The sequence below is a fragment of the Nocardioides sp. Z50_6 genome (genome assembly GCF_058215755.1).
The window spans coordinates 123,099-146,811 of the sequence record NZ_JBZAJB010000002.1 but is presented as its reverse complement, the minus strand read 5'-3'; the positions used below and the strand labels follow the sequence as shown (position 1 = coordinate 146,811).

At 72.2% G+C, this 23,713-nt stretch carries 24 protein-coding genes; 14 read left to right on the top strand and 10 right to left on the bottom strand.

Features of this window, described 5'->3' with window-relative positions; translation table 11 throughout:
* Positions 1-8: 8 nt before the first annotated feature.
* The 3 genes from AC4BGE_RS05415 to AC4BGE_RS05405 form a co-directional block, all read right to left on the bottom strand.
* Positions 9-1,328 carry a hypothetical protein gene (locus AC4BGE_RS05415; RefSeq protein WP_490574602.1) on the bottom strand — a complete coding sequence of 440 codons (1,320 nt, stop codon included), beginning with the start codon at positions 1,326-1,328 and terminating at the stop codon, positions 9-11.
* Positions 1,325-1,900 (bottom strand): SigE family RNA polymerase sigma factor, encoded by a 576-nt coding sequence (locus AC4BGE_RS05410; protein WP_490574601.1) that lies wholly within the window; start codon positions 1,898-1,900, stop codon positions 1,325-1,327. Before AC4BGE_RS05410 ends, AC4BGE_RS05415 begins: the two co-directional genes overlap by 4 nt.
* A gap of 73 nt (positions 1,901-1,973) precedes the next feature.
* On the bottom strand, positions 1,974-2,159 hold the full coding sequence (locus AC4BGE_RS05405) for a hypothetical protein (RefSeq protein WP_490574600.1): 186 nt from the start codon (positions 2,157-2,159) through the stop codon (positions 1,974-1,976).
* A 38-nt stretch (positions 2,160-2,197) separates the two neighbouring features.
* Between AC4BGE_RS05405 and ppk2 the strand changes: the two genes are divergently transcribed.
* Positions 2,198-3,094 (top strand): polyphosphate kinase 2, encoded by an 897-nt coding sequence (gene ppk2, locus AC4BGE_RS05400; protein ID WP_490570459.1) that lies wholly within the window; start codon positions 2,198-2,200, stop codon positions 3,092-3,094.
* Positions 3,095-3,120: 26 nt separating this feature from the next.
* On the opposite strand, the gene AC4BGE_RS05395 is transcribed toward ppk2, so the two are convergent.
* A complete protein-coding gene (locus tag AC4BGE_RS05395; protein WP_490570458.1) occupies positions 3,121-3,315 on the bottom strand; it encodes a hypothetical protein in 195 nt (64 codons plus the stop codon).
* Between the two features lie 112 nt (positions 3,316-3,427).
* On the opposite strand from AC4BGE_RS05395, the gene AC4BGE_RS05390 reads away from it, so the two are divergent.
* The 3 genes from AC4BGE_RS05390 (at position 3,428) to AC4BGE_RS05380 (ending at position 5,829) form a co-directional block, all read left to right on the top strand.
* On the top strand, positions 3,428-4,537 hold the full coding sequence (locus tag AC4BGE_RS05390; protein ID WP_490574599.1) for a serine hydrolase domain-containing protein: 1,110 nt from the start codon (positions 3,428-3,430) through the stop codon (positions 4,535-4,537).
* Positions 4,530-5,072 carry a flavin reductase family protein gene (locus AC4BGE_RS05385; protein WP_490570456.1) on the top strand — a complete coding sequence of 181 codons (543 nt, stop codon included), beginning with the start codon at positions 4,530-4,532 and terminating at the stop codon, positions 5,070-5,072. Before AC4BGE_RS05390 ends, AC4BGE_RS05385 begins: the two co-directional genes overlap by 8 nt.
* 67 nt (positions 5,073-5,139) lie before the next feature.
* Complete coding sequence (locus AC4BGE_RS05380; protein WP_490570455.1) at positions 5,140-5,829, top strand: response regulator transcription factor; 690 nt, start codon at positions 5,140-5,142, stop codon at positions 5,827-5,829.
* A gap of 32 nt (positions 5,830-5,861) precedes the next feature.
* Here the strand turns inward: AC4BGE_RS05380 and AC4BGE_RS05375 are convergent, their stop codons facing one another.
* The 4 genes from AC4BGE_RS05375 to AC4BGE_RS05360 all read right to left on the bottom strand — a co-directional run bounded on the left by AC4BGE_RS05375 (position 5,862) and on the right by AC4BGE_RS05360 (position 9,909).
* Positions 5,862-7,901: a DUF7507 domain-containing protein gene (locus AC4BGE_RS05375; RefSeq protein ID WP_490574598.1), complete on the bottom strand. Its 2,040-nt coding sequence runs from the start codon at positions 7,899-7,901 to the stop codon at positions 5,862-5,864.
* Between the two features lie 97 nt (positions 7,902-7,998).
* The gene (locus AC4BGE_RS05370) at positions 7,999-8,391 is read right to left on the bottom strand and encodes a hypothetical protein (RefSeq protein ID WP_490574597.1); all 393 of its coding nucleotides are present in this window, start codon (positions 8,389-8,391) and stop codon (positions 7,999-8,001) included.
* Between the two features lie 15 nt (positions 8,392-8,406).
* Complete coding sequence (locus AC4BGE_RS05365; RefSeq protein ID WP_490574596.1) at positions 8,407-8,781, bottom strand: RAD1 family protein; 375 nt, start codon at positions 8,779-8,781, stop codon at positions 8,407-8,409.
* A gap of 99 nt (positions 8,782-8,880) precedes the next feature.
* Complete coding sequence (locus AC4BGE_RS05360) at positions 8,881-9,909, bottom strand: alpha/beta hydrolase (RefSeq protein ID WP_490574595.1); 1,029 nt, start codon at positions 9,907-9,909, stop codon at positions 8,881-8,883.
* A gap of 104 nt (positions 9,910-10,013) precedes the next feature.
* On the opposite strand from AC4BGE_RS05360, the gene AC4BGE_RS05355 reads away from it, so the two are divergent.
* On the top strand, positions 10,014-10,514 hold the full coding sequence (locus AC4BGE_RS05355; protein ID WP_490570450.1) for an NfeD family protein: 501 nt from the start codon (positions 10,014-10,016) through the stop codon (positions 10,512-10,514).
* Between the two features lie 44 nt (positions 10,515-10,558).
* On the top strand, positions 10,559-12,079 hold the full coding sequence (locus AC4BGE_RS05350; RefSeq protein WP_490570449.1) for a flotillin family protein: 1,521 nt from the start codon (positions 10,559-10,561) through the stop codon (positions 12,077-12,079).
* A gap of 21 nt (positions 12,080-12,100) precedes the next feature.
* Here AC4BGE_RS05350 and AC4BGE_RS05345 read toward each other — a convergent pair whose 3' ends face one another.
* The gene (locus AC4BGE_RS05345; protein ID WP_490574594.1) at positions 12,101-13,375 is read right to left on the bottom strand and encodes a cytochrome P450; all 1,275 of its coding nucleotides are present in this window, start codon (positions 13,373-13,375) and stop codon (positions 12,101-12,103) included.
* On the opposite strand from AC4BGE_RS05345, the gene AC4BGE_RS05340 reads away from it, so the two are divergent.
* The 6 genes from AC4BGE_RS05340 to AC4BGE_RS05315 all read left to right on the top strand — a co-directional run bounded on the left by AC4BGE_RS05340 (position 13,326) and on the right by AC4BGE_RS05315 (position 20,311).
* A complete protein-coding gene (locus tag AC4BGE_RS05340) occupies positions 13,326-14,381 on the top strand; it encodes a mycofactocin-coupled SDR family oxidoreductase (RefSeq protein WP_490574593.1) in 1,056 nt (351 codons plus the stop codon). The two genes, AC4BGE_RS05345 and AC4BGE_RS05340, sit on opposite strands and share 50 nt — an antisense overlap.
* Positions 14,382-14,598: 217 nt before the next feature.
* Positions 14,599-16,194, top strand: a complete 1,596-nt coding sequence (locus AC4BGE_RS05335; protein ID WP_490570446.1) for a peptide ABC transporter substrate-binding protein — start codon at positions 14,599-14,601, stop codon at positions 16,192-16,194.
* Between the two features lie 98 nt (positions 16,195-16,292).
* Positions 16,293-17,303: an ABC transporter permease gene (locus AC4BGE_RS05330; protein WP_490570445.1), complete on the top strand. Its 1,011-nt coding sequence runs from the start codon at positions 16,293-16,295 to the stop codon at positions 17,301-17,303.
* On the top strand, positions 17,296-18,240 hold the full coding sequence (locus AC4BGE_RS05325) for an ABC transporter permease (RefSeq protein WP_490570444.1): 945 nt from the start codon (positions 17,296-17,298) through the stop codon (positions 18,238-18,240). The genes AC4BGE_RS05330 and AC4BGE_RS05325 overlap by 8 nt, the downstream gene beginning before the upstream one ends.
* Positions 18,241-18,366: 126 nt before the next feature.
* Positions 18,367-19,302 (top strand): ABC transporter ATP-binding protein, encoded by a 936-nt coding sequence (locus AC4BGE_RS05320; protein ID WP_490570660.1) that lies wholly within the window; start codon positions 18,367-18,369, stop codon positions 19,300-19,302.
* Complete coding sequence (locus AC4BGE_RS05315) at positions 19,295-20,311, top strand: ABC transporter ATP-binding protein (protein ID WP_490570443.1); 1,017 nt, start codon at positions 19,295-19,297, stop codon at positions 20,309-20,311. Before AC4BGE_RS05320 ends, AC4BGE_RS05315 begins: the two co-directional genes overlap by 8 nt.
* A gap of 18 nt (positions 20,312-20,329) precedes the next feature.
* Here the strand turns inward: AC4BGE_RS05315 and AC4BGE_RS05310 are convergent, their stop codons facing one another.
* On the bottom strand, positions 20,330-21,154 hold the full coding sequence (locus AC4BGE_RS05310; protein ID WP_490574592.1) for a helix-turn-helix domain-containing protein: 825 nt from the start codon (positions 21,152-21,154) through the stop codon (positions 20,330-20,332).
* 38 nt (positions 21,155-21,192) lie between these two features.
* On the opposite strand from AC4BGE_RS05310, the gene AC4BGE_RS05305 reads away from it, so the two are divergent.
* Positions 21,193-21,753: a TIGR03086 family metal-binding protein gene (locus AC4BGE_RS05305; RefSeq protein WP_490574591.1), complete on the top strand. Its 561-nt coding sequence runs from the start codon at positions 21,193-21,195 to the stop codon at positions 21,751-21,753.
* Positions 21,754-21,783: 30 nt separating this feature from the next.
* A complete protein-coding gene (locus AC4BGE_RS05300; RefSeq protein ID WP_490574590.1) occupies positions 21,784-23,700 on the top strand; it encodes a penicillin-binding transpeptidase domain-containing protein in 1,917 nt (638 codons plus the stop codon).
* The last annotated feature ends 13 nt before the right edge of the window (positions 23,701-23,713 follow it).

Genomic DNA, 23,713 nt, shown 5'->3' with positions numbered 1-23,713 from the left:
CTCGCCGGTCACCGGGCGGAGTGCTGGGACTCGGGCAGGAACGGAGGCTCCTGCTCCTCGCCCATCACCTGCCCGGTGACGCGCTCCAGCGCCCCGTCGCGGGAGAACCGGACCAGCTGCCAGCCCCCGACCTGGAAGACCGGGGCGAGCAGGTGCTCCTCGTCCTCCCACTCGGCGTGGGGGAGCAGGCCCATCCGGTCGGTGGTCGCGCTCCGCTCCCACAGCAGCGTCCGGGTGGGCAGGTCGTAGAGGGCCATCGTGTGGTGGCCCGCGCCGTCACCCTCGGACTCCCAGGCGAGCAGGGTGCGGCCGTCGGCGGAGAAGGAGTCGAAGGTGTGCTCGCAGGTGGTCAGCTGCGAGCGGCTGAGCGACTCGTCGGGGCCGTCGCCGCGGACCTCTGAGCAGAGCCGCCCGTCCTCGCCGGGGCCCACGGTGCCGGCGGCGTAGTCGAGGCTGCCGGGGTCCTCGCGGTCCCCGACGGTGATCGAGTCGGCGTGCCGCTGGAAGTCGGCGGTGGTGCCCTCCACCGGGGCCGCCTCGTCCATGCTCATGGTGAAGGCCCCGGCGAAGCCGCCGGCTGCGTCGGTGGCCTCGACCCAGGCGACGCAGCCGAAGTCCATCGACCCGGCCGCGAAGCAGTCGGTGCCGTTGAGGTCGGTCACGGTGAGGACGGCGGCGAACGGCAGCTCGCCGAGCACCCGCGGCTCCTCGACCCCGGCCGCGATCACCTGCACCTCCCCCTCGGCGTTGCCCCAGGCGACCTGGGAGTGCGCCTCGTCGACGGCGAAGCCGCCGGTGTTCCGGTGCACCTGCCGGGTGGTGCCGGCCGAGTCGGTGATCTCGACGTACCGCTCGCCCTCGTCGTCGCGGGTCAGGACGACGTAGCGCCCGTCCTCGAGGTCGGTGTAGCGCACCGGGGTGTGCTCCAGCTCGAGCACGGTCTCGTTGCCGCCCGGCTCCACCACGACCGGGGCCCGGTCGCTGAGGTCGAGGTAGCCGATCGCCGGGTCCGGCCCCAGGGGCAGGTCGCGGAAGTCCAGGGAGCCGTCGCCGGGCAGGGCGTGCTCCGGCGTCGGCGCGGGGGACCAGGTGGCCGGCGAGCCCGTCGGCGCCTCGGAGGTGCGGTCGAGGGCCGGGCCCAGCGCGACCGCCCCCGGGATGGCGACCGCGGCCACCGCGGCGGCCGCCGCCGCGCCGACCCCGCGCCGGCGCCGCTCGATCCGGCGGGCCCGGAGCCTGACGCCCGCGAGGTCGAGGGAGGAGCCGGCGACCCCGCCCTCGGCCCGGCGGCTCAGGGCGGCCCGGAGCTCCTGCTCGAAGTCCCTCATCGTCCCTCCTCCTGCTCTCCGAGGGTCGTCGGATGCTCCGCGGCCCGTTCTCGCAGGGTGGCCAGCGCCCGACTCGCCTGGGACTTCACGGTCCCGGCACTGATCCCGAGCGTGGCGGCGATCTCCGCCTCCGAGAGGTCCTCGTAGTAGCGCAGCACGATCACCGCGCGCTGCCTCGGCGGCAGCGACTCCACGAAGTGCCACAGGGCGGTGCCCCGCTGGTCGTCGTACTCGTCGAGCACCGCCGTCTCCGGCACCACGTCGGAGCTGCGCTCGAGCCGCTTCCACGCCCGGCGCCACAGGGAGTTGTGCTCGTTGACCACGATCCGCCGCACGTAGCCGTCCAGGGACTCCCGGTCGCGCACCTTGTCCCAGAAGAGGTAGAGCTTGGCGAAGGCGCTCTGCACCAGGTCCTCGGCGCTGGCCAGGTCGCTGGTCAGGAGGTAGGCGGTGCGCAGCAGGGAGGGCTGACGTGCCCGCATGTAGGCCGAGAAGTCGACGTCCCGCGTCGACCCCCGCTCATCTGTGCTCAGGCCCACCGAGCCCCCCGATGCCGTCATGGTGCCGTCCACGCTCCCCTCCTCATTCTTGCGTAGAGGACGCAGAAAGGCCCTGCGCGGTTGCAGGGCTCTTCTGACGCGCGGGTCAGAAGGCGAGGAACCACCAGCCGGCGAGCACGAAGACGAGGAATCCGACCGTGACCATGGTGGTCTCGTCGAGGCCCAGGCCGGCCAGCGCCACGGCGAGGCCGGCCGCCCCGACCACCCCCATGGTCCGGTCCGCGGACCACCGGCGGCGGGGGTCGGCCGGGTCCGGCAGCTCGGGTGTCACACGCGTCAGCGTAGGGGTGTTCCGGGTACACAGGGTCCATGCCGCAACACATGGACCTCCGCCACTACATCGACAGCCTCCGCGAGGGCGGCTACACCGTCCGCGACGACCAGGGCGAGGACCCGATGCTGATCGGGCCCGACGGGGAGGCGGTCGACACCTGGCGGGAGAACTACCCCTACGACGAGCTGATGACCCGGGAGGACTACGAGGTCGAGAAGTACCTGCTCCAGATCGAGCTGCTCAAGCTCCAGTACTGGGTGCAGGACACCGGGCGCCGGCTCGTGGTCGTCTTCGAGGGCCGCGACGCGGCGGGCAAGGGCGGCACCATCAAGCGGTTCACCGAGCACCTCAACCCCCGCGCCGCCCGGGTGGTCGCGCTCAACCGGCCGACCACCACCGAGCAGGGCCAGTGGTACTTCCAGCGCTACGTCACCCACCTGCCGACCGCCGGCGAGATCGTGCTCTTCGACCGCTCCTGGTACAACCGCGCCGGGGTCGAGCGGGTGATGGGGTTCTGCACCGACGACGAGTACGACGTCTTCATGCGGCAGGCGCCCCTCTTCGAGCGGATGCTCAACGAGTCCGGCGTGCAGGTCACCAAGCTCTGGTTCTCCGTGACCCAGCAGGAGCAGCGGACCAGGTTCGCGATCCGCCAGCTCGACCCGGTGCGGCGCTGGAAGCTCTCACCGATGGACCTGGAGAGCCTGGACCGGTGGAAGGCCTACACCGAGGCGAAGGAGCAGATGTTCCTGCGCACCGACGTCGACGAGGCCCCCTGGCACTCCATCAAGAGCAACGACAAGAAGCGAGGGCGGATCGCCGCGATGCGGCTCTTCCTGAGCCTCTTCGACTACGAGGGCAAGGACGAGCAGATCGTCCTGGCTCCCGACCCCGAGCTGGTCAGGCGCGGCCGGGACGCGGTGGGCGACTGACCTGCGACCGGCCTGCCGGGGGTGGGTCAGGAGAGGCCCCGGCGGGTGGGCGCCATCAGCCAGCCGACGCCCAGGACCGCCCACACCAGGAGCATCCCGGCGACCGCCCCGGGGGTGGTCTCGCCGGTCTCGGCCCACAGTCCCAGCACGAAGGCGGTGAAGCCGGCCGCCACCACGCAGGCCAGGTTGAGGGCGAGGGTCTCGAGTCGTTCGTCGCTCACCCCTCCAGGGTGCAGGACGAACCGTCACCTCGTGGTGGGTTCGGTCGAAGACGTCGACACAAGCCGTGTCCAGGACCTCCCGGCCCGTGGCCCCGCCGCGTAATGTGCGCTCATGAGATCGCGCACGACTCCGGCCCGGGCGGTGGCCGGGCTGGTCGCCGTCGTCGTCCTGTGCGCCACGGCGTCCGCCTCCGCGGTGCCCGTCGCGGACGGGCCCGCCCCCCACAGCCCCGCCGGCCCCGCCGGCGGCGCGGAAGGTGCCGGCGGCGCGGGGCGCACGCTCGTCGCGGAGGCCCGGGCGGCGGGCTCGCACTGCGTCACCGTGGTGCGCCGCGGCCGCACGGTCCTCTCCCGCGACCTCGCGCCCGAGGAGGCCACCACGCCGGCCTGGTCGATCACCAAGTCGGTGACCGCGCTCCTGGTCGGCATCGCCCAGGACCGGGGGATGCTGCGGCTCGACGACCGGGTCTCGAAGTACGTCCCGCAGTGGCGGCGTACGCCGTCGCGGACGATCACCGTCCGTCACCTGCTGTCCAACACCTCGGGCCGCGAGTGGGCCTTCGAGACCGACTACCAGAAGATGATCGCCGCGCGGAACAAGACGCGCTTCTCGATCCGGCTCTCCCAGCAGCACCCGCCGGGGACGACCTGGTTCTACAACAACTCCGCGATCCAGGTGCTCGAGGAGGTGCTGCGCAAGGCCACCGGGCGACCCGTGGACCGGTTCGCCCACCAGACGCTGCTGGGGCCGCTGAAGATGCGCGACAGCACGCTGCTGCGCGACCCCTCGGGGAACATGATGGTCTTCGCCGGGCTGCTCACCACCTGCTCCGACCTGGCGCGGCTCGGGGTGATGCTGGCCGACGGCGGAAAGTACCGCGGGTGCCGGATCGTCTCCAGGAGCTTCCTGCGCGAGGCCACCCAGCGGCCCAGCTCCGAGCTCAACGCCGGCTACGGGCTGCTCTTCTGGATCAACGAGCCCGGGCCGCTGCTGCCGCCGCTGCCGGCCGACACCGCCGAGGTGCCGCAGGGCCCGATGGCGCCCGCCGCCGACGACGACGCCTACTGGGCGATCGGACTGGGCCAGCAGATCCTGCACGTCTCGCCCTCCCGCAAGGTGGTGGCCGTCCGGCTCGGCACGGAGCCGCCGCCCGAGGCGCCGCTGACCGTCGCGCGCTTCACCGAGCTGGCCCTCGCCGCGGCCGGGGGCAGCCGTGGCTGACCAGGACGACTTCTCCGCGATCGTGTCGTCGCTCGACACCCCGCTCATCGTGGTGACCACCGGCTACGAGACCGACGGGGTGCCCGAGCGGGGCGGCTGCCTGGTCGGCTTCCACACCCAGTCCAGCATCGGGCCCGAGCGCTACTGCGTGTGGCTCTCCAAGGCCAACCACACCGCCCGGGTCGCCCAGCGCTCCAGCCACCTGGCGCTGCACTTCCTCACCGACGCCGACCTGGCGCTGGCCGAGCTCTTCGGGACGCGCACCGGCGACCGGGAGGACAAGTTCGCGGGCCTGCGCACCGAGCCGGGCCCCGGCTCGGTGCCGGTGCTGCTCGACTGCCCGCACCGCCTGGTGGTCCGGCGCACGAGCCTGCTCGACGAGGGCGGCGACCACCTGTGCCTGGTCACCGAGCCGGTCTCGGTCAGCAGCGGCGGGGCGTTCACCCCGCTGCGGCTCTCCGACGTCTCCCACCTGACGCCGGGCCACGAGGCCCAGGAGCGGCACGTACCGCCCTCGGAGCGCGCGGCCGACTGAGCGGTGCCTCGCCTTCCGCGCGTCTGTGGCGGGGTGCCAGGGCCGGCGGCGCTGCTACCGTCGTGAGGTGGTGCAGGTGCTCATCATCGAGGACGACGACCGGATCCGCCCGCAGCTGGTGCGTTCGCTCGGAGAGCTCGGCCACGCCGTCTCCTCGACCACCTCGGGCATGGCCGGCCTGGGTCTGGCCGTGGCGCACCCCCCCGACGTGGTCGTCCTCGAGCTCGACCTGGCCGAGGTCGACGGCCACCAGGTGCTGACGATGCTGCGGGCCGTCAGCGACGTCCCGGTGATCGTCGCCTCCGACCGCGACGACGAGGCCTCGGTGGTGGCCTGCCTCGACGCCGGCGCCGACGACTACGTGGTCCGGCCCTGCTCCGTCGGCGAGCTCGGCGCCAGGATCCGGGCGGTGCTGCGCCGGGCCCGCGACAGCGCGCCGGACCCGGTCCGGCTGCTGCACGTGGGCGGGCTGGACATCGACGTCCCCGGGCGCCGGGCCAGCCTCGACGGGCAGGTCGTCGACCTCACGCCGCGCGAGTTCGACCTGCTCAAGCACCTGGCCGAGCACGCGGGCGAGGTGGTGAGCAAGGTGAGCCTCCTGCACGACGTGTGGCACCAGGCGTGGGGCGGCTCGGAGAAGACCGTCGACGTCCACATCTCCTGGCTCCGGCGCAAGCTCGGGGAGAGCGCGGACCACCCGCGCTACCTGCACACGGTGCGCGGGGTCGGCGTCCGGCTCGACGCGCCGCAGGCCTGAGCCCACCCGGCGACACCGCTGTGCGCGGTCGGTCAGTTCCGCAGCGCCACGGCACCGCCGCCGAGCACGGCCATCATGGCCAGGGCGAGCCCGAGGCTCAGGGGTGTGCCGTCCTCCTGCGGCTCGCGCGGTCCCGCGGCCGGGGTCGGGCGCTCGCCGGGGGTCGCCTCCGGGGGCGCCGGCGACGGGGTGGGGCCAGGGGCGGCCTGCTCCCGGGGGCCGAGGTCGGGGACGGCGACCCGCAGCACGGTCCGGGACTCCACCCGCGACCCGTCCGGCGCCCGGGCCACGACCCGGGCCCGGACCTCGACGTGGCCGCGCGCCCGGTCCGCGGGGGTGGGGGTGAGCAGCGCGGAGGCGCCGACCCGCCGGCCGGCCCCCAGGACCCCGGGGTGCCGGCGCCAGCCCCCGTCCAGCGAGGGGTGGCGCTGCCCGGCGCGGACCCGCACCGAGGAGAGCGGGACGTCGCCGGTGTTGCGCACCACCCAGGAGAGGCGGACCCGCTCCCCTCGGCGCTTCGCGTTCAGCCGTACGCCGATCTCGGGGTCGTCCGTCGCCTCCGGGGTGGCCCCGGGGACCTCGCCGGGCGTGGACTCCGGTGTGGGCTCAGGTGTGGGCCCAAGCGTGGGCTCAGGGGTGGGTTCCGTGGTCGGAGCCGGCGTGGGCAGCGGCCCGGTCGTGACCGTGTCGGTCACGGTCACCGACGAGCCGGCCGCCGCGACCACCACGCTCCGCGGCGCGTCGGTGGAGACCTGCACGGCGCCCGTGCCGGTCTCGCCGGCGGTGGAGGTGACCACGCAGGTCGCGCCGACGCGGGCCGCGGGACGGGTGAAGGTCTGGGTGGTGGTCGCGCCCGCCGGGACGTCGAACGTCGTGGTCGGGTCGTCGCCGCAGTCGACGGCGAGCCGGCTCTCGGGCTGGGTCCCGACGGCGTCGCCCGCGAAGGCCTGGTGCACGGTCAGGTCCGCGACCGGGTGGAAGCCGGCGGTCGCGGCCGCGGTGGCGTCGAGGTCGGCCGCCTGCGCGAGGACCAGCGGGGCGGCCGCGCCGGCCTGCCCGTCGTGAGTCCCCGCGACGGGCAGGTAGACCGCGCCGGCCTCGACGCTCACCTGGGTGCGTGCGCCGAGCACCGCCTCGCCCGGGCCACCGGCGTCCCGGGCCAGCCAGACGGGTGTGCCGGGCTCGGCGGTGTGCGGGCTGGCCAGGGCCAGCGTCGCGGCCTCGTCGGCGTAGAGCGTGTGGCCGGGCGGCGCGGTCAGGGTCACCGCGGGGCTGCCCGACTCCGCGGTGAAGGGACCCGCCGGGCTCCCGGGGGCGACCAGGTCGTGGGTGGGGTCGAGCGTCAGGTCGGGCGCACCCGGCTCGGGTGCCGGGCCGCCTGAGGTGTCCTCGCTCGGGTCGGGGGTCTGGGCGGCTTCGACGATCGAGGCGGTCGCCGCCCGCAGGGGCGCCATCTCGGGGGTGCGGTCGAGGACGAAGCCGTCGGTGAACCACCAGATGGCCGCCTGGACCGCCGCGGCCCGCTCGTCGTCGTCGCCCAGCCCGGCCGGCTCGCCCGGGAGCTGGGGGTGGTGACCGTCCAGGACCCGGGAGACCTGGGCGAGGTTGGCCACGCCCGAGGCGTCCCGGTCAGCGGCCCGGTAGCCGGTCGCGGGGGTGAGGTGGCCACCGACGGCGAGGGAGTAGGTCTGGGCCGTCAGCGCGGGGTCGGAGACCGACGCGGCCTGCACCAGGCCGGCGGGGGCGGTCAGCGGGGAGTGGCCGGCCGGGTCGGAGACGGGGTACGGCGCTGCCGCGTCGGGGGGCGTGGGCACCGACGGCACCGAGCCGCTCAGGGTGACGGCGCCCGGCGTGCCGGTGAGCTCGAGGTCGGTGAGGGCCCGCGGGTCGGCGGGGGTCGTGGCGCCGCCGGCCGGGAGCGCGGCGCAGAGCAGTGCGGCCAGGGTCGCCACCGAGGCGAGCGCACCGGTGCGGCGCAGCCGGGCGCCCGGCCGCCGGCGGACGCTGCGAGCGGGGGGACCCGCGGGTCCGGGGTGCATGACGTGGACGGGTCGTTGTCGTCTCGGGTCCACCGCACGAGGATGCCGCAGCCGGCGGCGCCCCCGAGCCCGAACACGGGAATTGACTACCGGTGCCGGTGCACCGGCTCGGTGCGGGTGCCGTCCGGGGTCAGGGCGTGCGCACCCGGGCCCGGCACGACTGGGAGCCGTCGGCCCGCTTGGCGGTGAACCTGAACGTGTCCTGGCCGCGGCGGCCGCGCAGGTAGCGCTCCAGGTCGATCTCGCCCTCCCGGTCCGCGACGAGGCTGACCTGGGTCACCCGCCTGCCGTTGTGCCGCAGCGCCACCCGCCACCGGGTGCCCGCACCGACCCGGTCGAGCTCGACGGTGACGTCGTAGCCGCGGCCCTCCCAGTCGACGGAGAAGTCGTAGCTGCCGTCTCCGCAGGCACCCCGGCGCTCGACGTCGGCCTGGGCGGGTGCCACGGCTCCGAGGACCGCGGTGAGCGGCAGGGCCAGCAGGGCGGTGGCCGCGAAGGGGGCGAGGCGTCGGGTGAGGATCATCGTCGGTGCTCCTGGTCATCCGTTGATCGAGGCGACGCAGGGCTCGCCTTCCGAGGGGGTGGCCGTGACGACGAAGTCCTTGGGCTGGTCGTCGCGGGCGAGCGCGTCGATCTCGAGCTCCGCGCCGCCGTCGGTGGCACGCTCCCCCTCGAGCAGGGGCTGCCCGTCCTGCTCGATGACGACGTCCCAGGTCTCGTTGGGGGAGTCGGTCTGGAGCTCGAAGGTGATCTCGAGCCCCTGGTCCTCCTCCTCGAGGGTGAGCTCGTAGGCGTGCCCGTCGCACTCGCCGGTGGTCGTCGAGCTGTCGTCGCCCCCCCAGATCAGCCAGGCGCCGAGGGCGACGGCGGCGATCAGCACGATGACTGCGACCGCCAGCACTGCATTCCTCATGTCAGCTCCCGAGTCCGTGCGAGGTCGTCTGGCCGCCAGCCTCGCCCGCCGCTCGCTAAGCGCGAAGTAGTGCCCCGCTAAGGGGAGGCAAAGGGGGCTTCAAGGGCGACCGAGCCCGTGGCTCGCCAGCCAGCGGTCCACCACGTCGTAGGCCCGCTGCCGCGGCTCGGCGAGGGAGAGGAAGACGTCGTGGCGGGCGTCGGGGATGGGCACGATCGTCGTCTCGTTGCCCAGGCAGCCCGCCCACTTGGCGATCTGCTGCACGTCGAGCACCAGGTCGGCCCGGTCGCACTCGGGGCTCCACCGGCGGGCGAACTTCGACTTGTCCGAGCGGAGCACCAGGGCCGGGACGCCGACGTCGAGACCGCGGTGCAGCCGGGCGTGACCGCGGCGCACCGCCGCCACCCAGCCGAGGGTCACCGCGTCGCCGAGGATGGGCTTGAGCGCCACGTCGTAGTCCCACTCGCCCTGGCCGCCCCCGGAGACGTGCAGCGAGGCGCCGTAGGCCGAGGTGACCCCCAGCTTGAGCTCGCGCATCGGCTGCGCCCTGGCGAGCCCCCGCAGCGCCATGGTCACCGGGCCGCGCAGCACCGCGTTGGCCTGCGGCGTGGCCCCGCCCTGCAGGTCGAACCAGGGGCTGTTGAGCACCAGGCCGGCGACCGGGTGGACCCGACCCGCGCGGCGGCGGCGGTCCAGCCACAGCGGCGTGATCAGCCCTCCGGTGGAGTGGGCCACCACCACCACCGGCGCCGACCCGGTCTCGGCCCGGATCCGCTCGAGGGCGAGCTCGAGCTCGCGGTCGTAGAGGGCGAGGTCGCTGACGAAGTGCGGGGTCTGGTCCGGCTTGCGGGCCCGGCCGGACTTGCGCAGGTCCAGCCCGTAGAAGGCCAGACCGCGGGCGGCGGCGAAGTCGGCCAGCTCGGTCTGGAAGAAGTAGTCGGAGAAGCCGTGCACGTAGAGGACGGCGCCGCCGACCCGCTCGTCCTCGCGGACGGTGCGGCGCACCAGCACCGCCTCGATCGGCCCTTGGCCGTCCGGGTCGTCGCCGAGGTCGAACCTGAGCTGCTGGTAGCCCGGGCCCAGCAGGTCGGGCTGCCAGTCCGTGCTCCGCGTCGTGCCCTGCGTCATCGCGCACCTTTCGTGCCTCACGCTCCTCGCCCGCCGACGGCGTCGCGGGGCGTCCGTGACATGCTAGGCGCGCCGCAGGGGGCGGCGGGCGGGGGAGACGCGCAGTGACGACCTTCTTGGTGATCGGAGTCGTGGGCCTGGCCCTCCTCGCGGTCTCGCTGGTCGTGGGCGACCTCTTCGACGGCGCCCTCGACGCACTCGCCGGCGACGCCTTCTCCAGCGCGGTGATCGGCGCCTTCGTCTCGGCCTTCGGGTTCGGCGCCGCCGCCGTCCAGCCCGCGCTCGGCACCGTGCTGGCGCTGCCCGTCGGCGTGGTCACCGGGGTCGCGTTCGGCTGGTTCGCCTGGTGGCTCACCCGGCTGCTGGGCGAGGGCAGCAGCGACGCCACCCCCTCGATCGACGACACGATCGGCCGGGACGGGCGGGTCGTCACGTCGGTGCCGGGCGACGGCTTCGGTGTCGTCGACATCCTGGTCGGCGGCCACGTGCTCCGTCTCAACGCCCGCGCCGAGCAGCCGATCGAGCCCGGCACCCCGGTCCACGTCACCGGCGTCCTGTCGCCCACCGCGGTCACCGTCGCGCCGGTGTGGCCCGAGCTTCCCTGACCGCACTCCACCCGCACGCCACCCGCACTCCCGAGGAGAACACCATGGAACCGTCCACCCCCGTCGTCGCCATCGCGGGGCTCGTCCTCCTGGTGGTACTCCTGGTGCTGCTGGTCACCAGCCGCTACAAGGTGGCCGGGCCCAACCAGGCGTTCATCGTCACCGGCCGCAAGGGCAAGGCGGTGCTCAACCCGGAGACGGGCGCGCTCAGCACCGACCTGTCGGGCCAGAAGGTGATCCTGGGCGGCGGCGTCTTCGTCATCCCCTTCGTCCAGCGGCTCGGCACCCTCGACCTCTCCTCGCGGCGCATCTCGGTGCAGATCCGCGGCGCGGTCTCCGGCCAGGGCATCAAGCTCAACGTCGAGGGCGTGGCGATCGTCAAGGTGGGCGGCAACGCCGACCAGATCCGGCTCGCGGCGCAGCGGTTCCTCAGCCAGCAGCAGGAGGTGGAGGCGTTCACCCAGGAGGTGCTGGCGGGTGCGCTCCGCTCCATCGTCGGCGGTCTCACCGTCGAGCAGATCATCCGCGACCGGGCCGCCTTCGCCCAGCGGGTGGCCGACGAGTCGGAGAACTCGCTCACCGGCCAGGGGCTGATCCTCGACACCTTCCAGATCCAGGACGTCACCGACGACGGCACCTACCTCGCCGACCTCGGGCGTCCCGAGGCGGCGAGGATCCAGCAGGCGGCCTCGATCGCGGAGGCCAACGCCCGTCAGGCGGCCGAGCAGGCGCGGATCGCCGCCGAGCAGGAGATCGCGGTCTCCACCCGGACCCTGGCCCTCAAGCAGGCCGAGATCAAGGCCGAGACCGACGCCGCCGCGGCCACCGCGGCCGCCTCCGGCCCGCTGGCCCAGGCCGACCGCGACCAGGCCATCCTGCTCGAGCAGGAGAAGGTCGCCGTCCGGCAGGCGGCGCTGACCGAGCGCAACCTGGAGACCGAGGTGCGCAAGCCCGCCGACGCCGCCCGCTACAAGGTGGAGCAGGAGGCCGAGGCGCAGCGCAACGCCGAGATCGCCGCGGCCGAGGCGCGCAAGGCCGCCACCATCGCCGCCGCCCAGGCCGAGGCCGAGAAGGCCCGGCTCAACGGCGAGGCCGAGAAGTCCCGTCGTACGGCGCTGGCCGAGGCCGAGGCGATCGAGGGCGCCCGGCGCGGTGAGGCCGAGAAGGCCCGCCGCGTCGCCGAGGCCGACGCCACCCGCGCCGAGGGCGAGGCCACCGCGGCCGCCACCCTGGCCGTCGGGCAGGCCGAGGCCGAGGCGATGGACAAGCGGGCCGAGGCGTTCGCGCACTACAACGACGCGGCGGTGCTGCAGATGCTGATCGAGGTGCTCCCGGCGATCGCCCGCGAGGTCGCCGCCCCGATGTCCAACATCGACCAGCTGACCGTGATCTCCACCGACGGTGCCGGTGCCCTGCCCCGTCAGGTCAACGACAACGTGGTGCAGACCCTCAACATGCTCAAGACCTCCACCGGACTCGACCTGGAGTCGCTGATCAAGAGCTCGATCGGCAAGGCGGCGCAGGGCTCCGGCCTCGACGTGGAGCCGGTCGACGGCCGCGGCTGACCCCGCCGGCCCCGTCGCCCCTCACCGGGTGACGGGGTCGAACTCGAGGAGCAGCTCGGGGATGCCGCGGGAGTAGAGGCCCACCTCCCGCGGCTCGAACCCCTCGGCGAACCGCAGGTTCTCCATGTGGTCGAGCACCAGCTCGAGCGCGATGCGCATCTCGGTCTGGGCGAGCAGCGAGCCCACGCAGAAGTGACGGCCGAGGATGAACTGCACGTGGTTGGCCGCCCCGCTGAACGCCTTGGCCACGTCCAGGTCCTCGCGGAAGATGTCGAACCGGTCGGGGTCGGCGAACTGCCGGTCGTCCCGGTTGGCCGAGGCGAGCATCATGATGCAGGTCGAGCCCGCCGGGATGGTCGTGCCGTGCAGCTCCACGTCCTCCTCGGTCTGGCGCATGATCATGTGCACCGGACCCGAGTGACGCAGGGTCTCGGCGATCGCGTTGTCGACCAGGGAGCGGTCCCGGCGCACCGCCTCGAGCTGGTCGGGGTTCTGGATCAGGTTGCGGACCATGCTGGCCACCGCCTTGTCGGTGGTCTCGCCGCCGGCCACCAGGAGCAGGCTGACGAACGCCTTGATCTCCTCGTCCGACATCTGCTGGCCCTCGACCTCGGCCCGGCAGAGGCGGGAGAGCAGGTCCTCGCCGTCGCCGGTGCGCCGCTCCTGGATGATCGGCAGCATGTAGTCGCGCAGCTCGTGGCGGGTCGCCTCCGCCGCGGCCGCGATCTCCGGGTCGCCCGCGAGGTTGTTGAGGCTGGCCATGATCGACTCGTACCAGCGGTGGAAGCGGGCGTGGTCGCTCTTGGGCAGGCCGAGCATGTCGACCATCACGTTGATCGGGAACCAGGTGGAGAAGTCGGCGACGAAGTCCGTCCGGCCGCTGCCCGCGACGCTGTCCATCAGCTCGCTGCCGGCGCGCTGCACCACCTCCTCCATCAGTCCCATCGCGTTCTCGGTGATCACCGGCATGAACCTCTCCAGGCCCTTGCCCCGGAAGAACGGGTTGAGCAGGGCCCGGTGCCGGGAGTGCTCGGTGCCCTCCATCTGCAAGATGGTGCGGCCGTGCAGCGGCTCGAGCTGCCACTCGTAGTTGCGGCTGGAGAACGACGGGCTCCGGAAGGCGCCGGCCACGTCCTCGAACCGGCTCAGCAGCCAGCTCTGGGTGGCTTCGTGGTGGAGCACCGGGTACTGGTCGCGGAGCACCCGCTGGAAGGGGTAGGGGTCGGCCAGGTACTCCGGCGACAAGATGTCGGGCGCGTCGGCGGTCGCGCCGCTCGCCTCGGTCGTGGACGTCATGGTGGCCTCCGAGAGTGGTGCAAGTAGTCAACTCTGCGAACCATACGCATCTATGACCTGCGTCACAATGCCCTCACGGCTCAGCGTCCGCACTCCGACCTTGACGGGGACTGTTGTGGCGTGGATCATATTAATCCCAATCATGCGCATAGAATGGAGTCTCCTCATGGCAGGACGCCTGGCAGGCAAGGTCGCATTCATCACGGGTGCCGCACGTGGTCAGGGCCGCAATCACGCGATCCGGATGGCCGAGCAGGGGGCCGACATCATCGCGGTCGACATCTGCGAGCAGATCGACACGGTGACTCCCTTCTACCCGCTCGCCACCGAGGACGAGCTGCAGGAGACGGTGAAGGCCGTCGAGGCCACGGGTCAGCGCATCGTGGCGCGCAAGGCCGACGTCCGCGACCTCGACGGTCTCCAGAAGGCGTTCGACGAGGGCGTGGACGAGCTCGGCCGCATCGACATCGTGCTGGCCAACGCCGGGATCGCGACCTACGGCAAGTCGTGGGAGCTGACCTCGGAGATGTGGCGCGACATGATCGACGTCAACCTCACCGGTGTCTTCCACACCGCGAAGGTCGCGGTGCCCCGCCTCATCGAGCAGGGCGAGGGCGGCTCCATGGTCTTCACCAGCTCGATCGGCGGACTCAAGGGGATCCAGCACGTGGCGCACTACGTGAGCGCCAAGCACGGCATCGTCGGCCTGATGCGCACGATGTCCAACGAGCTCGCGCCCTACAACATCCGGGTCAACACGGTGCACCCGACCAACGTCGCCACCATCATGATCCAGAACCCCGGGACCTACTCGATGTTCGTGCCCGACGACCCCGAGCCCACCGAGGAGAAGGCCATCCCCGGCATGGTGGGTCTCAACTCGCTGGACGTGCCCTGGATCGAGTCCGACGACGTCAGCAACGCCCTCATCTACCTCACCAGCGACGAGGGCCGCTACGTCACCGGCGTCACCCTGCCCGTCGACGCGGGCGCCTTCACCAAGTAGGACGCGGCCTCCCCGGCGCAGCGGGTCGACGACCGGTCAACGACTGTCAACCACCCGTCAACGAGTCGCTCCGGCATCGGTGCAGTCACAAGTCGATAACACCCTCTCGTCCTTTCGGCGGATCGGTGACATGGTGACCGCGCGGGACGAAATCGTCCTGACCGTGCGCCGGGGACGGCGTTCTAGATGGAGGACTTTTATGCGAAGGACAGCAAGGGTGAGGCTCGCGGCGACCGTCGCGGCACTCGGCATGCTCACCGCCGCCTGCGGCGGATCGGACTCCGACGACAGCTCGGACAGCAGCTCGGACGCCGGCTCGGCCGGCGGCGACCTGCGGATCTACAGCTCCGAGCCCGCGTTCCTGGTGCCCAGCGCCGCGGACGACGAGCCCTCGATCCTCGTGGTGCGCCAGATGTACCGCGGCCTGGTCAAGTACGACCAGGAGGGTGCTCCCCAGCTGGACGTCGCGGAGTCCATCGAGAGCGACGACAACAAGACCTGGACGGTCACGCTGAAGGACGGCTACACCTTCACCAACGGTGAGCCCGTCGACGCCGACTCGTTCCTGCGCTCGTGGAACTACGCCGCGAACATCAACAACACGCAGAACAACTCCTACTTCATGAGCCGCATCGCCGGCTTCGACGAGCTGCAGAAGAAGAACGCTCCCAAGGACGCGACCTTCTCCGGCCTCAAGAAGGTCGACGACCTCACCTTCACCATCGAGCTGACCGAGCCCTTCTCGGGCTTCGAGTCGGTCCTGGGCTACTCCGGGTTCTTCCCGATGGCCCAGGAGTGCGTCGACGACTGGGACGCCTGCAACAAGCAGCCCATCGGCAACGGTCCCTACAAGATCGACGGCGAGTGGGAGAACAACGTCCAGATCAAGCTGACCCGCAACGAGGACTACGCGGGTGAGGACAAGGGCAAGCCCGACACCCTCACCTACCGCATCTTCGACTCGGTCGACGCCGCCTACGCCGCCTTCGAGGGTGGCGAGCTCGACGTGATGTACACCGTGCCGCCGAACAAGATCGCCGAGCTCGAGCAGAACCTCGGCGACCGGCTGCTCAAGGAGCCCAGCTCCAGCTTCACCTACCTCGGCCTGCCGAACTACGACAAGCGGTTCCAGGACCCGAAGGTGCGCCAGGCGCTCTCCATGGCGATCGACCGCCAGGCGATCATCGACGCCATCTTCGACGGCTCGCTCTCCCCGGCGACCGGCTTCGTGGCTCCGAACTTCGACGGCGCCCGCGAGGGCATCTGCGAGTACTGCGAGTACGACGTGGACGCCGCCAAGGCGCTCTACGAGGAGTCCGAGGGCATCGACGGCCCGGTGGAGCTGTGGGCCAACGGTGGCGCGGGTCACGAGGAGTGGCTGCAGGCCATCGGTGACGGCTGGAAGAGCGCGTTCGGCATCGACTACAAGCTCAAGGTCGACGTGACCGACTTCGGTCAGTACCTCGCCATCGCCGACAACCAGGAGTTCACCGGCCCGTACCGCCTCGGCTGGGGCCCGGACTACCCGGTGATGGAGACCTACCTGGCTCCGCTCTACACGACCGGTGCTCCGAGCAACAACTCCGGCTACGCCAACGAGGAGTTCGACCAGCTCATCGCCGACGGTGACAGCGCCGACTCGCTGGAGGACGCCATCCCGTTCTACCAGCAGGCCGAGGACCTCCTCGTCGAGGACATGCCCGTCATCCCGATGTGGTGGGGCTTGACGACGGTCGTCTGGAGCGAGAACGTGGCTGAGATGGTTCACAACCCGATCACGGACGTGGACTACGGCCAGATCTCGATGAACTAGCAAGTCCGTACCATCACGCCGGCCCCGATGGCGGCGGCGGCTTCCCTCACGGGAGGTCGCCGCCGTCTCGTGGTCGGCCTCCTCAGGAGGACCCCCGCGTGGGACGCTACGTCGTACGGCGCCTGCTCCAGTTCATCCCTACTGTCCTGGGCGCCATCTTTCTTCTGCACTACCTGACCTCGCTGGGCATCCAGCTCACCGGCAACCCGGCCCGCGCCATCTTCGGCGACCGACGGCCGAGTGAGGCCCAGCTCGAGGCGATGTCGGAGTCCCTCGGACTCGGCGACGAGTGCCTGACCCGGGTCGGCGACCCGTGCTTCGGGCTCTACCTCGACCGCCTCAGCGGCATCTTCCTCCACTTCGACCTGGGCATGAACTTCACCCGGCGCCCGGTCACCGACATCATCGCCGACGGTCTCTCCTACACCGTGAAGATCGTGATCATCGCGATCCTCTTCCAGATCGTCGTCGGCATCACCGCCGGTGTGCTGGCCGGTCTGCGCTCCGGGAACTTCATCGACTACCTGGTGAAGATCAGCACCGTGCTGGTCATCTCCGTGCCGGTCTTCGTCCTGGGCTTCCTGGTCCGCGACGTGTTCCTGGTCAACGTCGGCAACTGGTTCCGCGAGAGCGGCGACTGGCCGGACTGGTTCGCCTACGGCGTGATGAGTCCGGTCTTCAAACCGGACTACCCGTGGGCCAGCCTGATCATCCCGGGCCTCGTGCTCGGCTCGATCTCGCTCGCCACCACGGCCCGCCTGACCCGGACCAGCATCCTGGAGAACGTCCGCGCCGACTACGTGCGCACCGCCCGGGCCAAGGGTCTGTCGGAGAGCCGCGTCATCGGCGTCCACACCCTGCGCAACTCCCTGATCCCGGTGATCACCTACATCGGCATCGACTTCGGCGGCCTGATGGGCGGCGCGGTGGTGACCGAGGGCATCTTCGGGGTGCCCGGGATCGGGCGCGAGATCTTCCGCGCCATCCAGCAGCAGCAGCCGTCGGTCGTCGTGGGCATCGTGACCGCGCTGGTGCTCGTCTTCCTGGTGGTCAACCTCCTGGTGGACATCCTGTACGCCGTTCTCGATCCGAGGATCCGTTATGACTGACCCGTCGTCCATGGCCACCGGTGCCACCGGCACCACGTCCCCCACCGCCGGCGACGGCGCCGAGGGAGTGGTCGAGGCCGCCAGCACCGGCAAGCCCACCAGCTTGTGGGGCGACGCCCGCAAGCGCCTGGTCCGAAGCCCGATCTTCATGCTCTCGGTGGTCTACCTGCTCGTGGTGACCTCGATGGCGGTCTTCCCCAAGCTCTGGACCAGCCAGGACCCGTTCAACTGCTCGATCAGCCTCTCCCGGCAGCCTCCGACCTCGGGCCACCCGTTCGGCTACAACCTGCTGGGCTGCGACTACTACGCCCACGCGATCTACGGGGCGCGTCCGTCGCTGGCCATCGCGGTGCTCGCGACCGCGGCGGTGGTCCTGCTCGGCGGCGTGATCGGCCTGCTCTCGGGCTTCTTCGGCGGATGGCTGGACGCGATCATGTCGCGGGTCACCGACATCTTCTTGTCGCTGCCGTTCCTGCTCGGGGCCCTGGTGATCCTGGCCATGGTGAGCTCGCGCAACATCTGGACCGTGGCGCTGGCCCTCATCGTGCTGGGGTGGACCACGATCGCCCGGATCATGCGGGGCAGCGTGATCGAGGCGAGGAACCTCGACTACGTGCAGGCGGCGCGGGCCCTGGGGGCGACGAACTCCCGGATCATGTTCCGGCACATCCTGCCCAACACCATCGCCCCGGTGCTGGTCTACGCCACGATCATGCTCGGCAGCTTCGTCGCCGCCGAGGCCACGCTCACCTTCCTCGGCGTGGGGCTCCAGCCTCCCGCCGCCTCGTGGGGAGTGATGATCAACATGCACCAGGTCTACTTCGACACCGACCCCTGGCTCCTGCTCTTCCCGGTGGGTCTCCTGGTGGGCACCGTCCTTTCGTTCATCCTCGCGGGCGACGCTCTGCGCGACGCCCTCGACCCGAAGCTCCAGTGAGGGCCGATGTCTGAACCCACAACCGAGGTGCTGAGCCAGGAAGGCTCGGTGGCTCCCACCCCGAGGTCCGGCCGCGAGGCCCCTCCGCTCGAGGTCAAGGACCTGCACGTCGAGTTCCGCACCCGGATGGGCGTCGCGCACGTGGTCAACGGCGTCAGCTTCCGGGTGGACGCCGGGGAGACCCTGGCCATCCTGGGCGAGTCCGGCTCCGGCAAGAGCGTCACCGCCCAGGCGGTGATGGGGATCCTCGAGACCCCGCCGGCCGCGATCACCGGCGGGCAGGTGCTCTACCGGGGCACCGACCTGCTCACCCTGCCGGAGTCGGAGCGCCGCGAGTACCGGGCCCAGAAGATCTCGATGATCTTCCAGGACGCCCTCTCCGCGCTCAACCCGGTCTTCACCGTCGGCTACCAGCTCGCCGAGCTCTTCCGCAAGCACCGGGGCATGTCCCGCAAGGACGCCAAGGCCCGGGCCGTGGAGATGCTCGACCTGGTCAGGATCCCGGCGGCCAAGCAGCGCGTCTCGGACTTCCCCCACCAGTTCTCCGGCGGCATGCGGCAGCGCGTGATGATCGCGATGGCGCTGGCGCTCGACCCGGAGGTGCTGATCGCCGACGAGCCGACCACCGCGCTCGACGTCACCGTCCAGGCACAGATCATGAAGCTGCTCGCGGAGATCCGCGAGGAGCGCAACATGGCGCTGGTCCTGATCACCCACGACATGGGCGTGGTGGCCGACGTGGCCGACCAGATCGCGGTCATGTACGCCGGCCGGATCATCGAGCACGCGCCCGTCTACGACATCTACGCGCGTCCCTCGCACCCGTACACCAAGGGGCTGCTGGAGTCGATCCCCCGACTGGACCGCAAGGGACAGGACCTCGCGGTGATCGGCGGGCTCCCGCCCGTGCTCACCGACATCCCGCCGGGCTGCCCGTTCAACCCCCGCTGCCGCTACGCCCGGGACGTGTGCCGTCAGGACCCGCCGCCGCCGGACTACGTCGTCGCGGCCCAGCACACCAGCGCCTGCCACTTCTGGAAGGAGGTCCGTGAAGGTGAGTGAGATCGTCCTCGAGACCCACGACCTCGTCAAGCACTTCCCGCTGACCCAGGGGATCGTCCTGCGCCGCCAGGTCGGCGCCGTCAAGGCCGTCGACGGCGTCAACATCGAGCTGCGCCGCGGCGAGACCCTCGGCATCGTCGGCGAGTCCGGCTGCGGCAAGTCGACCCTGGCCAAGCTGCTGACCGGCCTGGAGACCCCGACGTCGGGCTCGATCTCCGTGCACGGCACCGACCTGTCCACGCTCTCGCCACATCAGGTCCGCAAGGCCCGGCGTGACATCCAGCTGGTGATGCAGGACCCCTACACCTCGCTGAACCCGCGGATGACGGTCGGCGACATCATCGGCGAGCCCTTCGACATCCACTCCGACGTGGTGCCCAAGGGGAGCCGGCGCGGCAAGGTCCAGGAGCTGATCGACCTGGTCGGGCTCAACCCCGACCACATCAACCGCTACCCGCACCAGTTCTCCGGCGGCCAGCGGCAGCGCATCGGGATCGCCCGCGCGCTGGCGCTGCGCCCCTCGATCATCGTCTGCGACGAGCCGGTGAGCGCGCTCGACGTCTCCGTCCAGGCCCAGGTGATGAACCTGCTGGAGCGGCTCCAGGGCGAGCTGGACCTCTCCTACATCTTCATCGCCCACGACCTCTCGGTGGTGCGCCACATCGCCGACCGGGTCGGGGTGATGTACCTGGGCCAGGTGATGGAGATCGGCAGCGACACCGACATCTACGAGCACCCGACGCACCCCTACACCCAGGCGCTGCTCTCCGCGGTGCCGGTGCCGGACCCGACGCTGCGCGGGCTCCGCGACGAGATCGTGCTGGAGGGCGACGTGCCCTCGCCGGCCGACCCGCCGTCGGGCTGCCCGTTCCGCACCCGGTGCTGGAAGGCGCAGGACATCTGCGCCGAGGAGCGTCCGCCCCTGATCGACCGCCCGGCGCACCCGCACCCGAGCGCCTGTCACTTCGCCGAGCAGCGCGACGTGGTCAACGCGACCGCGGACGACTGACCCGCACGCCCGGCGGCCTCACTCAGAGGTCTGCCGGGCGGCGAACGCGCCGGGGGTCATGCCGGTGACGTCCGCGAAGTCCCGGATGAAGTGCGACTGGTCGGCGTAGCCGAGGGTCGCGGCCACCTCAGCCTGCCCGGCGTCGCCGCGGCGCAGCAGCTCGGAGGCCTCCTGGAGCCGGCGACGCTGGATCAGCCACTTGGGCGAGAGGCCGACCCGGCGCCGCACCAGCCGCTGCAGCGTCCGCTCGGTGAGGCCGAACGCCTCGCACACCTGGGCCACCCGGAGCACGTCGCGGTGCTCCTCGACGAAGGCGACCACCCGGTTGACCAGCTCGCCCTCGGCGTCGATCGGCTGCAGCGGCTCCAGCAGGTCGGCGTACGCCGCGACCGCAGCGGCGTGCGCGTCCGGATCGTGCGGGGCGGCCTGCATCGCCGCCCGAACCCGGGAGACGGTCGCGGCCGCGCCCGGGACCGCCTCGGCGAGCTCGGTGTGGCGGTCGGCGTGCTCGGTGGCGGGTGCTCCGGTGAGCAGCAGCCCGGCCGCGGGCGTGAGCATCACGCCGGCCGCCCACCCGTCGCCGCGCAGCGTGGTGCGGCTCAGGCCGGGGGTCACGCCGTAGAACCGGGCGTACTCGGCGGTGACCACCATCAGGCTGACCGGGTACTGCAGCACCCGCTGCTCCGCCTCCTCGCCCGGGGGCACCGACCAGACCGGGAACCAGAAGCGCCGCACCAGCCCCTCGAGACCGGTGGGCGGTCCGAGTTGGTGGATGGCGTGCGAGGAGTCCGCGGGGTCACGGAGGTGGGCCCGCTCGATCTCGTCGAGCCTGTCGGGTTTCATCAAGCGCCATCCTGCCGTGCCTGGCTAGCGTGGCTGCCATGAACGAGACCTCGACGAGCACCGCCGCCGCCTACCAGTCCGCCCTCGCCCCGCTCACCGCGGTGGTCCGCGGCATCGCCCCCGACGCCTGGGAGGCGCCCTCCCCCTGCGAGGGGTGGACGGCCCGCGACGTGCTGACCCACGTCATCGGCACCCAGCGCGACTTCTTCGACCGGCTCGGGCTCGGCCTCGGGCCCGTCCCCGACCCGGCGGACCCGGCCGCCGCCTGGCAGGCGCACGTCGACCAGGTGGCGCCCCTGGTCGCCGACGACGCGGCGATGGCCGGCGAGTTCGCCGGGCACGACGGGCCCAGCACCGTCGGTGCCACCTTCGCCCGGTTCTACGTCTTCGACATGCTGGTCCACCGCTGGGACCTCGCGGTCGCCACCGGCGCGGAGGGCTGGCTCACCGACGACGAGCTGGACCGGATCGAGGCGTCGGCGGACAGCTTCGGGGAGGCGCTGCACAGCGAGGGGGTCTGCGCCCCGGCCGTGGCGGCGCCGGAGGGGGCGGACCGGCAGACCCGGGTGCTGGCGCGGCTCGGCCGCGTCGCCGTCTGAAGGCGGGCGCGGTCCGGCAGGATTCGGACCATGCCCCGCACGCGCCTCGTCGTCCTGTCCCTCCTCTGCTGCCTGCTGGCCTCGGGGTGCGGTCTCTTCGGCGGTGACGAGGAGGAGACCGGCCCCCGGGCGGCCGCGGAGCAGCTCGCGGCGGCGGCGGGGGAGCTCACCCTCGACGGGCTGGCACTGACCGAGGAGCTCGAGGGCGATCCGTTGGCCGACCTGGCCGAGCCGTTGGCCGAGCACCCGGTGAGCGTCGAGCTCCTCGAGGTGGAGGAGACGGCCGTCCCCGAGGACGGCTCCGACGACGACTCCGCCCCGGCGAGGGCCGTCGTCCGCCTGGGCTGGTCGTGGGAGGTGGACGGCGACTTCTGGGACTACGAGTCCAGCGCCGAGCTGGTCAGGACCGGCGAGGAGTGGCAGGTGGAGTGGGCGCCCACCCTGCTCCACCCCGAGCTCGCCGAGGGGTACCAGCTGGTGCTGAGCGAGCCGGCCCCACCGCGCGGCCGGGTGCTCGGCGCCGGCGGTCAGCCCCTCGTCGTCGACCGCCCGGTGCTGCGCTACGGGATCAACAAGGCGAAGGTCTCGCCCCGCGGGGCGCGGGAAGGCGCCCGCCGGTTGGCCGAGCTCTTCGACCTCGACGTCGCCGCCTACCTGAAGAAGGTGAAGGCCTACGGTCCGGAGGCGTTCGTCGAGGCGATCGTGCTGCGCGCCGAGGACGCCGTCGACCAGGTCCCGCCCGGCTACGTCGAGATCCCGGGGGTCGGCGTCCTCCAGGGCGAGCTGCCGCTGGCGCCCACCCGTGACTTCGCCGCCGAGCTGCTGGGGCGGGTCGGCCCCGCCACCGCGGAGATCATCGAGGGGTCCGACGGCAGGGTCCGCGAGGGCGACGACGTCGGTCTCTCCGGGCTCCAGCTGCGGTACGACGCGCAGCTCTTCGGCTCGCGCGGCCTCACCGTCGCTGCGGTGCCGGTCGACGGCGGCGGAGGGGAGGCGGTGACGCTGCACCAGCGCGAGCCGCAGCCCGGCGCCGACCTGGAGACCACGCTGGACCCCGTGCTCCAGGAGCGCGCCGAGGCCCTCCTCGAGCCGATCGTGGGGCACGCCTCGGCCGCCGTGGCGATCCAGCCCTCCACCGGTCATGTGCTGGCCGCCGCCACCGGGCCCGGCAGCGACCTCAACGCCGCGACCTACGGGCAGTACGCACCCGGTTCCACCTTCAAGGTGGTCACCGCCCTGGCCCTGCTGCGGGCCGGCACGGCGACCGACGACGTGCTCGCCTGTCCGGCGACCACGGTGGTGGACGGGCGGAGGTTCAAGAACTACGACGACTACCCGGCCGACCGCCTGGGGCGCACGACGCTGCGCACCGCCTTCGCCCACAGCTGCAACACCGCGATGATCGACGCCCGCGCCCGGCTGGCTCCCGGCGGGCTCGCCGCCGCGGCCGCCTCGCTGGGCCTCGGGGTCGACCACGACCTGGGCTTCCCCGCCTACTTCGGCCAGGTGCCGGAGCCCGAGGGGGAGACCGAGCGGGCGGCCGCCATGATCGGCCAGGGCAGGGTGCTGGCCAGCCCGATGACGATGGCCGCGGTCGCCGCCTCCGTGTCGGCCGGCCGCACGGTGCTGCCGGTGCTCCTGCCGGGTCAGCCGGCGGCCGAGCCGACGGGGGAGCCGCTGACCGAGAGCGAGGCCCAGCAGCTCCGCGGGCTGATGCGCGCGGTGGTCACCGAGGGCTCGGGACGCGGCCTGGCCGACCTGCCGGGCGCCGTCGGCGCCAAGACCGGCACGGCGGAGTTCGGCTCGCCCGGTGCGGACGGGGAGCTCGCCACCCACGCCTGGATGATCGGCTACCGCGACGACCTCGCCGTCGCCGTCTTCGTGGAGCGCGGCGAGTCGGGCTCCGGCACCGCGGGCCCCGTCCTCGAGGCGATGCTGAGGCGGTAGACGTCACACCGGA